Annotated in this window: 14 protein-coding genes; 7 read left to right on the top strand and 7 right to left on the bottom strand. The window is 64.9% G+C overall.

Going from position 1 to position 13,433, the window contains the following annotated elements; translation table 11 throughout:
• Positions 1 to 2: 2 nt before the first annotated feature.
• Positions 3 to 803 carry a trehalose-phosphatase gene (otsB, locus tag J1N60_RS10760; protein ID WP_312907335.1) on the top strand — a complete coding sequence of 267 codons (801 nt, stop codon included), beginning with the start codon at positions 3 to 5 and terminating at the stop codon, positions 801 to 803.
• Between the two features lie 75 nt (positions 804 to 878).
• Here otsB and J1N60_RS10755 read toward each other — a convergent pair whose 3' ends face one another.
• Together J1N60_RS10755 and J1N60_RS10750 are read right to left on the bottom strand one after the other, a co-directional pair.
• Positions 879 to 1,640 carry a zinc metalloprotease gene (locus J1N60_RS10755; protein ID WP_312907334.1) on the bottom strand — a complete coding sequence of 254 codons (762 nt, stop codon included), beginning with the start codon at positions 1,638 to 1,640 and terminating at the stop codon, positions 879 to 881.
• Positions 1,641 to 1,720: 80 nt separating this feature from the next.
• Entirely contained in the window at positions 1,721 to 2,008 is a 288-nt protein-coding gene (locus tag J1N60_RS10750) for a hypothetical protein (RefSeq protein WP_312907333.1), read from the bottom strand.
• A 248-nt stretch (positions 2,009 to 2,256) separates the two neighbouring features.
• Here J1N60_RS10750 and J1N60_RS10745 point away from each other — a divergent pair, with 248 nt between their 5' ends.
• Both J1N60_RS10745 and J1N60_RS10740 read left to right on the top strand, forming a co-directional pair.
• Positions 2,257 to 2,523: a hypothetical protein gene (locus J1N60_RS10745; protein WP_312907331.1), complete on the top strand. Its 267-nt coding sequence runs from the start codon at positions 2,257 to 2,259 to the stop codon at positions 2,521 to 2,523.
• Between the two features lie 228 nt (positions 2,524 to 2,751).
• Positions 2,752 to 3,699, top strand: coding sequence for a biotin--[acetyl-CoA-carboxylase] ligase (locus tag J1N60_RS10740; protein WP_312907330.1), 948 nt, complete (start codon positions 2,752 to 2,754; stop codon positions 3,697 to 3,699).
• Positions 3,700 to 3,714: 15 nt separating this feature from the next.
• Here J1N60_RS10740 and J1N60_RS10735 read toward each other — a convergent pair whose 3' ends face one another.
• Positions 3,715 to 4,197, bottom strand: coding sequence for a universal stress protein (locus tag J1N60_RS10735; RefSeq protein ID WP_254155928.1), 483 nt, complete (start codon positions 4,195 to 4,197; stop codon positions 3,715 to 3,717).
• 131 nt (positions 4,198 to 4,328) lie between these two features.
• On the opposite strand from J1N60_RS10735, the gene thiC reads away from it, so the two are divergent.
• The 3 genes from thiC to J1N60_RS10720 all read left to right on the top strand — a co-directional run bounded on the left by thiC (position 4,329) and on the right by J1N60_RS10720 (position 7,507).
• A complete protein-coding gene (gene thiC, locus J1N60_RS10730) occupies positions 4,329 to 5,780 on the top strand; it encodes a phosphomethylpyrimidine synthase ThiC (RefSeq protein WP_312907325.1) in 1,452 nt (483 codons plus the stop codon).
• Between the two features lie 203 nt (positions 5,781 to 5,983).
• Positions 5,984 to 6,883: a PhzF family phenazine biosynthesis protein gene (locus J1N60_RS10725; protein WP_312907324.1), complete on the top strand. Its 900-nt coding sequence runs from the start codon at positions 5,984 to 5,986 to the stop codon at positions 6,881 to 6,883.
• A 243-nt stretch (positions 6,884 to 7,126) separates the two neighbouring features.
• Entirely contained in the window at positions 7,127 to 7,507 is a 381-nt protein-coding gene (locus tag J1N60_RS10720) for a hypothetical protein (RefSeq protein ID WP_312907323.1), read from the top strand.
• Positions 7,508 to 7,769: 262 nt separating this feature from the next.
• On the opposite strand, the gene J1N60_RS10715 is transcribed toward J1N60_RS10720, so the two are convergent.
• Entirely contained in the window at positions 7,770 to 8,453 is a 684-nt protein-coding gene (locus J1N60_RS10715; protein WP_312907322.1) for a hypothetical protein, read from the bottom strand.
• 253 nt (positions 8,454 to 8,706) lie between these two features.
• Between J1N60_RS10715 and ppsA the strand changes: the two genes are divergently transcribed.
• Positions 8,707 to 11,052, top strand: a complete 2,346-nt coding sequence (gene ppsA, locus J1N60_RS10710) for a phosphoenolpyruvate synthase (RefSeq protein WP_312907320.1) — start codon at positions 8,707 to 8,709, stop codon at positions 11,050 to 11,052.
• Between the two features lie 36 nt (positions 11,053 to 11,088).
• Here the strand turns inward: ppsA and J1N60_RS10705 are convergent, their stop codons facing one another.
• From J1N60_RS10705 to J1N60_RS10695, 3 genes are all read right to left on the bottom strand, one after another.
• Positions 11,089 to 11,556 (bottom strand): hypothetical protein, encoded by a 468-nt coding sequence (locus J1N60_RS10705; RefSeq protein ID WP_312907318.1) that lies wholly within the window; start codon positions 11,554 to 11,556, stop codon positions 11,089 to 11,091.
• Between the two features lie 171 nt (positions 11,557 to 11,727).
• Positions 11,728 to 12,384: a class I SAM-dependent methyltransferase gene (locus J1N60_RS10700; RefSeq protein WP_425499352.1), complete on the bottom strand. Its 657-nt coding sequence runs from the start codon at positions 12,382 to 12,384 to the stop codon at positions 11,728 to 11,730.
• Between the two features lie 234 nt (positions 12,385 to 12,618).
• Positions 12,619 to 13,353: an SDR family NAD(P)-dependent oxidoreductase gene (locus tag J1N60_RS10695; RefSeq protein ID WP_312907314.1), complete on the bottom strand. Its 735-nt coding sequence runs from the start codon at positions 13,351 to 13,353 to the stop codon at positions 12,619 to 12,621.
• Between the last annotated feature and the right edge of the window lie 80 nt (positions 13,354 to 13,433).

The raw sequence follows: 13,433 nt of genomic DNA, 5'->3' as shown, positions 1-13,433 counted from the left end.
CGATGTCCCTCCAGCAACGAACGACCCGAGACCTGCAGGAACGACTCGCAACCGGACTCGAGCGCCACGACGAACTGCTGGCGTGTTTCGACTTCGACGGCACGCTGGCCCCCATCGTCGACGACCCCACGCGGGCGCGACCGCTTCCGGCGACCGAACGCGCCCTCGAGCGCCTCGATTCCCACGAGGACGTGACGACGGCAATCGTCAGCGGTCGCTCGCTCGCCGACGTCTCCCGACGCGTCGACGGACCGTCGGTCTACGGCGGGAATCACGGCCTCGAACTCGCGCGGGACGACTCGGTCGCCGTCCACCCCGTCGCGCGGAAGCGATCCCGCCTGGTCGAGCGGTGCTGTGACGTCCTCGAAGACCGCCTCGAGGGCGTCTCCGGCTGTCGCATAGAGAACAAACGACTCACGGGAACGGTCCACGTCCGCCACGTATCGCGGGAGATGATCCCGGTCGTCGAACAGGAGACGCGATCGGTCGTCGACCGGGTCGGGGACGGCGACCTCGAGTGCAGCCACGGCAAGGCCATCCTCGAGTTCGGTCCGCGCGTTCCCTGGACGAAAGGCGACGCCGTCTCCTTGCTTCGGTCGAAGCGAGCGCGGGATCCGTTCGTCCTGTACGTCGGCGACGACGTGACCGACGAGACGGTCTTTCGTCGCCTCGGTCCGAATGGGCTAGGGGTGGCCGTCGGACGAGCGACGGAGACGGCCGCCTCGTGTCGGGTTCGATCGCCTCGAGCCGTGGCTCACCTCCTGGACTGGCTCGTCGACGCGACGGCGGGGCGATTCGAGTGAGGGTCGTAGAGAAATGTCCCGGTGACCATCGGGGATTGATGCCGCAGTGACGACTGGAGGTCGACGTCGCCGCAACTACCGCAGATTGACGCCACCCTTGTATTCGCGTAACGTGGACTCCGCGCAGAGCGAAAACCGGTGCGTGAGCTTTCGATCCGGGTATGGCGACAGAGCGTACTCCTGGCCACAGCGAGATTCGTCGGAATCGAACGACGAATCCCACGCGTAGGCGCTCATCATCGGCGTCGACACGGTCGCTTCGTTGGCGACGTACGTCCGCCCGTGTTCGTGGCGGAGCCCGAGCGTGTGGCCGACCTCGTGAATCACGACCTGGATGGTGAGGTTGGGTCGCGAGTACGGGAGTTCGACCGCTTCCTGGTCCGGAGACTCGAGTTCGGCGATGTGGCGCGCTCCGCCGACCGAGGCGACGTGTGGAATCGCGTACCCCGTCGGCGACGTGTGCATCGGCCCGTCGGTGACCAGCAGGTTGACGTCCTTCGCGGCGTCGACCGAACCGACCCCCGTCGCCCCCGATCCGACGGCCAGGGGCCACCGCCCCGACCGGACAGGCCGGGCACCGTCCTCGGAATCGACGGGCACCACGCCGCCGAAGGAGACGTCGACGTCCCAGAACTCGTACTCGAGGGCGGCCTCGAGGTGGGCCGTGAGCAGGTCGGAAATATCGTACGTCGAGGCCCGTTCGGTCAGCCAGAATCGCACCTCGATTTCGGTCGACGGCTCGCGCGTGGCGTACCTGAGCGTTCCCAGCGTGCCCAGCGAGCCGACCCCGGCGAGAAACGACCGACGCTTCACGCTCGGAGCGTTGAACGAAACCATCTAGAAACTTGGTATTCACATCGCCATCTATTAAGTGTGTGACACCGACGTGGGCCCAGTCGTCTGCGACCGCGTCAGTGTCACTGTCGCGTATCGATCGCTCGCGTCTTCACCCGCTGGCCCGTCGTCACCCTGATTTCGATCCAGTCCGGTACGTTGCTGGCAGCGACCGGCGTCAACGACAGGAGCGCGTCACCGTCGGCAACCAGTCGTCGACCCGATCGGTGGCGGAGACAGGGCTCCCACGTTCCCGAGCGGTGTTTCTCGAGGACGTCCCAGCTGGTGTAAAATCGTCCGTCCGATCCCAGGTACACGGTTCCGAACCGACTGCCACCGACGTCGTCGTTCCCGTCGCACTCGCCTCCCATCGTGGTCGACTCGAGAGTGGGATACCAGCCGTATTCAGTTACGGGTGAATATACGGTTCGTTTATCAGTCTCGATGGGCGACTGGTCTCGGCGGTGTCTGGTTCCAGGCGGTGTCGAATCGGTGAATCGGCGAATTCGATTCTATCAGTCGTCGAACCAGTTTCGGTTCCACGAGCAACCTCGGGCGTTCACGAGCGGGGGACGACCGAACACAATAGATATATGTTCGGGTTTCGAGAATAAATACAATGGCTACGCAGCGAGCGACGTATCAGTGGGGGCGCATCGCTGCATTCCTCCTCGGAATCGGTCTCCTTCTCGTCGCTCTCCGGATAGGATTGTTCGGAATTCTGCCAGATCCGCTCGCTGCGGGGCTCTGTTCGATTCCCGCCGCCGCGTGTCTCTACGGAGTGACGGACCTGTCGTGGCGATCAGCCGTACTTTCCGGGCTCGGGGCCGGTATCGGGATCGCCACGGGAACGTATCTCAGCGGAACCGTGCTCGCGATGGTGTAGGCGAGTCCAAAGGGATTTTCGTAGTCAACTGGACCGCTCGAGACCCACTCTTCAGCGACGTATTCCGGTTCTCCGTGGGGAACCTGTGAATTCCCCCGAGACTCCCTATCGGTCCCGCTCGACGCTCGGCCGGACGAACCGTCCCGACCAAACTGCCGCCACCCGCGACCACACCGACCGCCACCCGCGACCACCTCGATTAAGTATCCCGCGAACCGCTTCACACGCATGAACGACACGCGACGGGCCGTCCTCGAGGCGCTGGCCGATGGCCCCGTGTCGGGGCCGGACCTCGCCACCGAACTCGAGTGCTCGCGCGCGGCCGTCTGGAAACACGTCGAGGCCCTCCGGGACGCCGGCTTCGACGTCGAGAGCACCGGATCGGGGTACGTCCTGGCCGGCGATTCGATCGACGCGTACTCCGGGCCGGCGATCGAGTACGGTCTCGAGGCACCGTTCGCGGTCGAGTACCACGAGACGCTCGCCAGCACGAACGACCGTGCACGCGAGTTAGCGGGGTCCGGCAAGACCGACGTCGTCGTGGTCGCCGACGAGCAAACCGGGGGACGAGGCCGCCTCGAGCGCGTCTGGGACGCCCCCGCGGGCGGCGTCTGGCTCAGTATCGTCTGTCGACCCGAGATCCCGCCCGCTCGCGCACCGCTCTACACCCTCGCGGCCGCGGTCGCTACAGCTAAGGCCGCTCGAGAGGCGGGCATCGACGCGGCGATCAAGTGGCCCAACGACGTGATCGTGCCGGTCGGCGACGAGGGCGACTACCGCAAGCTGGCAGGCGTGCTGACGGAGATGGAGGGCGAAACAGACCGCGTCGCGTGGCTCGTCGTCGGCATTGGCGTCAACGCCAACCTCGAGGTCGCCGACCTGCCCGAGGGGGCGACGAGCATCAGCGACGAGGCGGGGGCCGTCGACCGACGCCGGTTCGTCCAGCGAGTGCTCGAGACCTTCGACGAGTACCGGTCGGATCTGGACGCGGTGATCCCCACCTGGCGCGAGCTCGCGGCGACGCCCGGCCAGCGCGTTCGGGTCGACGTCGCCGGAACCGAACTCGTCGGTCGAGCCGTCGACGTCGACGAGCACGGCGCGCTCACGGTCGCGACCGACGAAGGCGAGCGGACGGTGACGGCGGGCGACTGCGAGCACCTTCGCCCGATCGAGTGATCGGCGTTGAACGGGCTACTCGACGGTCGCCTGGGCGTTCTGCACGCCCTCGAGTTCGTCGTCGCGGTCGCCGTCGACGCGAACGGTCAGGACCGGGACGCCGGCCCGTCTGACGACGCGTTCGGTGACGCTTCCGAGCAAGAGGCGGTCGATGCCGCCGCGTCCGTGGGTCCCCATGACGACGAGGTCACACTTCTCCGGTTGCGCCTCGGCGACGATCACCCGGCTGGGCGATCCCTCGAGCACCTGCGTCTCGACGGTCACGTCGTCGGGTGCGAGTTCGACGACGCGCTCGACGGCCGCTTCCCCCTCTTCTCGGAGTGCGTCGGTGATCCCATCCCACGCAGTCTCCATCGGCAGCCCGCCATAGTTCGCCGCGTTGACCACGTAAATCGCGCGCACCGTCGCGTCGTGGAGTCGGGCGAGGTCGATGGCGTACTCGACTGCACGCTCGCCCTCGACCGAGCCGTCGGTCGGGACGAGGATACACTCGTACATGTGTTATCATTGTTCATACTCTCTCCGGGGATAAGAACGTTGCTGTCGGGTTCCTCTCGCTCTACAGGGAATGGGCGTTCGCCTCGGGTCTGTATAAAGAATTATAATCTAGTAGTACTACCCAGTTATCGATGGCAGAGACGCAACTACAGGCCGCCCGATCGGGCACGGTCACCGACGCGATGGCACGAGTCGCAGCGCGAGAACAGCGCGACCCGGAAACCGTTCGGAAGGCGGTCGCCGACGGTCGCGCCGTTATTCCAGCGAACGTCGGTCACCGCGCGCTCGATCCGATGATCATCGGCCGCTCGTTCGCGACCAAGGTCAACGCCAACATCGGCACCAGCGAGACGACGAGCGACCTCGAGACCGAACTCGAGAAGCTTCACACGGCCGTGCACTACGGCGCCGATACCGTGATGGATCTCAGCACGGGCGGCGACCTCGATCGCATACGAGCGGCTAACATCGAGCACTCGCCCGTGCCGATCGGGACGGTTCCCGTGTACGAGGCGGTCAAACGCGCCGGTTCGCCTGAAGACCTGACGACCGAGCTGCTGCTCGAGGTGATCGAAAAGCAGGCTCGACAGGGCGTCGATTACATGACGATTCACGCGGGAATCCTCCTCGAGCACCTGCCGCTGACGGAAGGGCGAACGACCGGAATCGTCTCGCGAGGAGGTTCGATTCTCGCGAAGTGGATGGAAGCCCACGGGGAACAGAATCCGCTCTATCAGGTCTACGACGACATCTGTGCCATCTTCGAGGAGTACGACGTGACGTTCAGCCTCGGAGACAGCCTCCGTCCGGGATCGCTGGCCGACGCCTGCGACGAGGCGCAGTACGCCGAACTCGACACGCTGGGACACCTGACGCGGCGGGCCTGGGAGCAGGGCGTCCAGGTCATGGTCGAGGGGCCCGGCCACGTCCCGATGGACCGGATCGCCGAAAACGTCGAGCGCCAGCAGGACGTCTGCGATGGCGCGCCGTTTTACGTCCTCGGCCCGCTGGTCACCGACGTCGCGCCGGGATACGACCACATTACGAGCGCTATCGGGGCGGCGATGGCGGCCAGAGCCGGGGCCGCGATGCTCTGTTACGTCACGCCCAAAGAACATCTCGGGCTGCCAGAGAAAAACGACGTCCGAGACGGTCTCGCGGCCTACCGAATCGCCGCCCACGCCGCCGACGTCGCGAACGATCGGCCCGGGGCTCGAGACTGGGATGATGCCCTCTCGGAGGCCCGGTACGCGTTCGACTGGTCGACCCAGTTCGACCTCGCCCTCGACCCCGAGCGCGCCCGGTCGTTCCACGACCAGACGCTCCCCGGTGACAACTACACGGAGGCTCGCTTCTGTTCGATGTGCGGTGTCGAGTTCTGTTCGATGCGCATCGACCAGGATACTCGCGAAGAGGGAGAACTGGATCGGCTGACGGCACGGACAGATCTCGAGGCCTCGCCGGCGGCCGCGGTCAACTTGCCTCCAGTCGGCGTCCACGACGGGGGTACGGTTGCAACCGACGAAGTCGACGTCGAGGGAGACCGCGATCCGACTGTTGACGCGCCCACCGATTCGCGCTAACGTACGTGCCTTCGGACACGAACTCCCTGAATACGACCGCCTTCGGAAACGATCGCCCTCGAGCCGTCGGCCGATGGCGTCTACCTCCTCGCGAGGTTCGACGGATGGCGTCTACCTTCCCGAGAGTCCGACCGATGGCGTCCACTTCCTCGTGAGATCCAGCCGTCGGTGGATTCATTTGGCTGTCAGCCGTCGCCGCCAGCATGGAGACGAGACGCGTACTGCAGGTCGACGCGTTCACCGACGAACCGCTAGCCGGCAACCCCGCCGGCGTCGTCCCGAGCGCGACCGACCTCTCGGAGACGCAGATGCAAGCCATCGCCAACGAAATGGCCGTCAGCGAGACGGCGTTCCTCCTCGAGAGCGACGACGCTGACCGCCAAATCCGCTACTTCACCCCCACCCAGGAGGTCGACCTCTGCGGGCACGCGACCATCGCCAGCTTCGCCTGGCTCGCCGAGCACGGCGACGTCGAGCCCGGAACCTCGACCCTCGAAACGAACGTCGGGGTTCTCGAGATCGACGTCGAGGCCGACGGCACCGTCTGGATGACCCAGGACGCCCCGACGATTCGTGAGGTCGACCTCGAGTACGAGGACGTCGCCGTCGCACTCGGGGTCAATCAGGCAGGGCTCGAGGGCGTCGCCGCGGACCTCCCGCTGGCGGTCTCCTCGACCGGCCTCCCGTTCCTGCAGGTCCCGATCACCTACCTCTCGGACGTAGGCGGGGCCGACCCAGACGCGACCGCCGTGGCGGCGCTCGCCGATCGCGTCGACGCCGCCGGCGTCTACCTGTTCACGTTCGACGCGCTCGAGGCCGAGTCGACCCTCCACGGCCGAGCGTTCGTTCCGGGGGCCGGCGTTCCGGAGGATCCCGTGACCGGCACCGCGAGCGGTGCCTGCGGCGCCTACCTCGAGCACTTCGGCGCGTTCGACGACTTCCCCGAAGAACTGCGCCTCGAGCAGGGCCACTACGTCGACCGGCCGGGACTCGTCCGCGTCCGCGTCGGCGACCAGGTGCAGGTCGGCGGACGGGCGGTGACCGTCCTGGACGGCTCGTTGCAGGTGCCCGCAGCGGAGGCGGACGACATACTCGAGGTCTGAGTGTCGGCTCGAGAGACTTTGTTAAAACCCTTAGAGATTGGTACGAATCGCGTGCTGAATACAGAGCGCGAGTGTAGCACATCATCTGACCCGATCTACGAAAGGTGGTGACCGATCAGTTCAGGAAGTATACGCATAATTACGTCCAAAAAACATATAGTGGTAACACACTCATCACAAATGACAATGATAACTCGTCGTCACCTCCTTGCTATTTGTGGGATTTCGGCGACAACGGGTTGTATGGAACGTATCTCTGCTGACTCTGAGACTGGTATTCGGCTTGGCAGTATTCGGATAGCCAATACAACAGATGAAACACAGAAAGTCGATCTGTGGATTGAGAGAGACAACGAGTTTGTGTACCACGACAGCAATGAAATCGAGGCGAATAACGAGGTGTGGATTGAGCCAACGTGGTCGTCTAAGCCAGCAGAGTACGACTTCTATTATGTTATCAGTGGTGTAGACGAGTTGCAAGTCGCCAATCTCACTGAACTCCACGAGGAAGAGACAGAAGGAGACTGTCTCTTTGCAGATATATGGATTGTAGACGGGGTTGAGGATAGTACTGTGACAGCGAAGGATGTCGAAGAACAGGAGGCAGCCACCTGCAACTTCTAAGTCAACGGTCAGTACGCACGTGTAGTGAGCGGATGGTTCACCGATTTCGCTGTGAAACAACAAAGTTCTCGTGCTGAACTCATCCTCTGTATGCAGCACGCTCTCAGGTTCCCCTCAAATTTTAAATATTCGACAGGACATTTTAGGAGTTGAGTCGGGACACTCGAGATCGATCGCCGTCAAGTACACGGGTTCTGCCGCTACGGGACGCCGTTTCAGCGTCCGTAAGAAATGAGAACGAACGACGCGAGGAGAGAACGATTCAGGGTAGCGGATCGGACCCCTGATTCGTCCCTGACTCGTCGCGTTCACGGTCGCTCGAGCGAGTCGACCCAGATCCTGTCGAATCAGACCCTCCCGTAGCGGTCGACGAACCCGGTTCGGACCGAGAACTCGAGGTCGTTCCCTGATTCGTTCGAGACCCCTCACGGTCGAGCGGGCGACCCCCTGCGCCGCCGGTCGAGGAACCGGACTCGAGCGCCGACGGTTCGTCGCCCGTGCCGGACTCGAGCGCCGTCCCCTCGTCGAAACTCGCGGCGTGTTCCTCGCGCTTGAGCTCCTGGACGCTCCGGCGGGTCTCCGCGACGTCCTCCTCGAGGTCCGTCAGCCGGCCGTCGAGGCCCTGCAGGATGTCGCTCTTGAGCGTTTGCCGGTCGAACTGGCGGGCGGCTTCCTCGCCCGCGGCCACCGGGACGGTGTACAGGAGCGCGAACGTTCGGCCGAACTGCCAGATCGCGATCCCGAGGAGCACGAGGATCACGGTGATCACCGGACTCGTCACCTCGAGCGCCTCCCCCGGACTGGTCGGATCCGAGAACAACGCGCCGATCGATCCCGACAGGCCGACCATGAGTCCGAGCGCGACGAGCAGGAACCCGCCGATCAGCGAGCCAGTCACGATCGCCCGATACTGGAGCGTCCGCGTGAGTACCTTCGCAAGGTCCATACGCGAGAGACTCTCACTCGAGCGGTATAGTCACTTCGGGACTGCACTGGAGCGGGACGCATTTATCCACCGATGAAGGTCGCTTATGAACCCACAAATACCGCACTATACGGACGTCAGCGGGGGGAATAGGCCTATCTCACCCGTCCGACCGAACCCGCCGCCGTCCGAGAAGTTCATTCGGTTTCGAGTTGGTAATTACAAGCATTGTTCGCAACCTTCTTTATTCGATGCGGTGTCCACGAAGATACAGATGGCAGTACTCTGGCTGGACGAGATCAGCGCCGACGACATCGAGACCGTCGGCGGCAAAGGTGCCTCTCTCGGGGAACTCACGGACGCTGGGTTGCCCGTCCCACCCGGGTTCGTCGTCACCGCCGGGACCTATCGACGCTTCATCGAGGGCGCCGGCATCGACGAGGAACTGTTCGAGGTGGTCGACGTCGACGTCGAAGATTCGAGCGCGCTCGCGAGCGCGGCCAACGGCGCCCAGGAACTCATCCTCGAGACGCCGTTTCCCGACGCCCTTCGCGAGGAAATCCTCGAGTCCTACCGCGAGATTGGAGGTGACGAGGAAGCCTTCGTCGCCGTGCGCTCGTCGGCGACGGCCGAGGACCTCCCGGACGCCTCCTTCGCCGGCCAACAGGAGACGTTCCTGAACATCACTGGGGACGACCTGCTCGACCGCGTCCGCCGGTGCTGGGCCTCGCTGTTCACCCAGCGGGCAATCTACTACCGACAGGAACAGGGCTTCGACCACTCCGTCGTCAACATCGCCGTCGTCGTCCAGCAGATGGTCGATGCCGAGACCTCGGGCGTCATGTTCACGAGCCACCCATCCACGGGCGACCCTACCATGATCATCGAGGCCGCGTGGGGACTGGGCGAGGCCGTCGTCTCCGGGGCCGTCTCCCCGGACAACTACGTCGTCTCCCGCGAGGACGGCTCGATCGACGTCACCGTCGCCGACAAGAAGGTGATGCACGTCAAGGACGAGGCGACGGGGGAAACCGTCGAACGCGAGGTCGACGAGGACCGCCGGAACGCGCGGGTGCTCTCCGATACCGACATCGAGCAACTGGTCGAACTCGGCGAACGCGTCGAATCGCACTACGACACGCCCCAGGACGTCGAGTGGGCGATGGTCGACGGCGACATCTACATGCTCCAGTCACGGCCGATCACGACCATCGATGGTGGATTCGAACCCGACGTCGAAACCTCGGGGCTCGACCAGGCAGGAGCAGACGCAGAGACCGGCCTCACCGACGGCAGCGGCTCGCAAGCAGTCGCCGGTGGCGAATCCGACGACTCGGGCTCGAAAACTGGCGAGGTCATCGTCGACGGCCTGGGCTCGAGCCCCGGCACCGCCAGCGGCGCGGTCCGGATCATCCGCAAGCTCGACGAACTCGACAAGGTCGAATCGGGCGACATCATCGTCACCGAAATGACCACGCCCGACATGGTGCCGGCGATGAAACGCGCCTCCGGCATCGTCACCGACGAAGGCGGCATGACCAGCCACGCCGCCATCGTCTCGCGGGAACTCGGCGTCCCCGCAATCGTCGGCACCCAGAACGCGAGTACCGTCCTCGAGGACGGCCAGATCGTCACCCTCGATGGCGACAAGGGAACGGTCCTCGAAGGGGCGAGCGAACCCGATGAGGACCGCGAACCCGTCGAGGAGGTTCGGCCACAGTCGCCGGTCAAGCCGATGACGGCCACGGAGGTCAAGGTCAACGTCTCGATTCCCGAAGCGGCAAATCGGGCGGCCGCGACTGGCGCCGACGGCGTCGGCCTGCTGCGCATCGAGCACATGATCCTCTCGCTCGGCAAGACGCCCGCGAAGTACATCGAGGACAACGGCGAGAACGCCTACGTCGGCGAACTCATCGAGGGCATCCGGGCGGTCGCCGACGAGTTCTACCCGCGCCCCGTCCGCGTCCGCACCCTCGACGCCCCGACCGACGAGTTCCGCGAGCTCGAGGGCGGCGAGGGCGAACCCGCCGAACACAACCCGATGCTCGGCTACCGCGGCATCCGCCGCAGCCTCGACCGCCCGGACGTCTTCGCCTACGAACTCGAGGCGTTCCGTCGCCTGTTCGAGATGGGCTACGACAACGTCGAGATCATGTTCCCGCTGGTCAACGACGCCGAGGACGTCTTCCAGGCCAGGCGGCTCATGCAGGAAGCCGGCATCGACCCCGAGAAGCGCAAGTGGGGCGTGATGATCGAGACGCCCGCCTCGGCGCTCTCGGTCGGCGACATGGCCGAGACGGGCATCGACTTCGCCTCCTTCGGGACGAACGACCTCACCCAGTACACGCTCGCGGTCGACCGGAACAACGAGAACGTGGCCGACCGCTTCGACGAGCTTCACCCAGCCGTCCTGCGCCTGATCGCCGACGTGATCGAGACCTGCCGCGAGCACGACATCGACACGAGCATCTGCGGCCAGGCGGGCTCGAAACCCGAAATGGTCCAGTTCCTCGTCAACGAGGGCGTCAGTTCGATTTCGGCCAACATCGACGCCGTCCGCGACGTCCAACACGAGGTCAAGCGCGTCGAACAGAAGCTGTTGCTTGAGTCGGTACGTTAAAACTCGAGTCGGCGTCCCGACTCACGTTTCCTTTCTTCAGTCATCACTGCCACGGAACCCGGCGAGGAATGCACTCGCGCCGCGATAGAGGACGACGACGCCGGCGAACCCGACGAGGAGTCCGAGAATCGCTGCCGCCCAGCCGAACCCGGCAATCGCCGTCGAGAATCCGATCCAGGTGGCGCCGGCGAGGACCGCGAAGACACCGAGCGTGAGGAGCAGGAATCGAGCCATCGCGACTCGCCGCGAGCCTCGCCCGAGCGCCTCGAGTCCGCCCAACCGGATCGCGGCAACCTCGACGGCGAGCTGGAGGCCCAGGAGCAGCGAGACGCCCACCAGCAGGAGGCCGCTGCCCCCGCCGGTCACCAGGTGGTCGTAGTCGAGGGCAACGAGCAGGTCAGACAACAGCATGTACAGCACGACCGTCGAGGGAAGCCCGACGAGGAGAACCGAACCGATGTAGACCAGCGTCGCCATCAACAGCGGACGATCGGTCGAGTCCATGCGTACCCGTTCGTGATAGTGAAATAAAATGTTTCGGACGTGGTAGTATGTTAACGAGGTGTCCTCAGAAGAGCGAGACGGAAAGAGACCCAGTGCGGTCGACCTCGGGGGACGTATAGAACGCGGTGCAGCCGATCTCGAGGGGTAAGCGTCAGGAAGGGGAGAAACAGCTCAGAGTGCTTCCTCGAGTTCGCCGACGTCGACTCCCGTCTCAGCCGCTGGCTCGCTCTTCCGGTAAAACACTCGCAACGTGTCGACGCTGTCTTCGGTTCGTGCCAGCTGGGTGAATCCCAGGTCGGTGAAGATTGGTTTCCACTGCCTGAAGTAGAGCGGAAAGTCCTCGACCTGCGTGGTCCGCAACAACTGGTCACCGTCGGGCTCGTTCTCCTTCGTTACCAGCAAGTTGTCGGTCACACGGGCGATTTCGTCGAAGACCCACTCGTTGTCTGGGTGGATGTGCTGGAGGGCCTCGACCGAGAAGACGACGTCGAACTGGCCGTCCTCGAGCCGCGGGAGGACGTCCTCGAGCGGTTCCCAGTAGAACGTACCGTCCTCGGCTAACTCGGGATAGCGCTCGGCCATGACGTCGCTGGCGTCCTCGTTCAGGTCGATCCCGTGGAGGTTCTCGTATCCGTGCTCGCGGAGGTGCTCGAGGTGACGGCCAGCGCTGCAGCCGACCTCCAGGATCGTGGCGTCGCGATCGACGCGCGCGTCGAGCACCGAGCGGATCGATTCCGTGCCGCCGGTCGTCCCCATGTCGGCGTAGAACTCCGGCGAGTAGACGCCCGAGCGCTCCGCCCAGCGTTCCTGGACCTCGTCGGGGTCCATTCGCCTCGAGTCCATCGAGAGTAACAGTGTACCGAAGGCGCCGAGGGCTGCCTGCGGGCGGGTGCGAAGGTAGGTGAGCGTGCCCTCGTTCGCGAGCGTCTCGCGCTGGCGATTGATGGTCGCTCGGATCCACCGGGTGGCCGCCGACAGTCTCGTCATACCGGGCGTACGGCGTGGCATCGTAAACACCTGTGGTCTCGAGGCCGCTCCTATCCGTCGACCGCCGATCGCTTCCTACCTGTCGACTCCGCCGGTCGTCTCGTCTCTCGTCGCTCGTTTCCAGTCGGCGAGGTCGACGACCTCGCCGTCGAGCGCGTCCGGGTCGCACTCGGTCGCCGCCCAGACGAAGAGTTCGGCCACCGATACGGGGTCCCGTCCCTCGCCGCCAGTGAGGTCGGTGGCGATCTGGCCTGGATCGAGACAGCCGACGACGGTGTCGGTGTCGGTGTCGGCGGCGAACCCGCGAACAACCGCCTCGGCACCCGCTTTCGAGACGGCGTAGGAGCCGTAGCCCGGCTTCCCGTCACGGGCGACCGAACCCGTCGGCACGAGCACGCGAGCGCCGTCGCGCAAATGCGGCAGGGCTTCCGTGATCGCCGCGAACACGCCGCGCGCGTTCGTCCGCCAGTGGTCGTCGAACCGGCTGTAAGACTCCTCGTCGAGCGGCGTCTCGCCTGCGTCGCCGTGATAGACGCCGGCGCAGGCGACGACGACGTCGATCCCGCGCTCCGGTCCGGCCATCGAGGCGGTCTCCATCAACCGCTCGCAGTCGAACTCGTCGCGAACGTCGGTTCGGAGGCCCGTGACGGCCCCGTCGGTCTCCGAGTCGAGGTCCGCGACTGTCTCCTCGAGTTCGGCGGCGTCTCGAGCCCCGACGACGACCGTCCACGCTTCGGTCGCGAAGGCCCTGGCGACCGCTCGACCGATTCCGCGCGTCCCGCCGGTGACGACGACCGTCCGTTCGTCCATGCGTACCCCACGGCGGCCAGTTACTCGAGCGTATCGACTCACTTTGGATAGTTGCTCGAGTGCACCGAGTGTCGGCGACC

Source organism: Natronosalvus caseinilyticus (assembly GCF_017357105.1).
Classification (GTDB): Archaea; Halobacteriota; Halobacteria; order Halobacteriales; family Natrialbaceae; genus Natronosalvus; species Natronosalvus caseinilyticus.
Note: the sequence above shows the minus strand (reverse complement) of the source record. Positions and strands in the feature narration are given on the sequence as shown.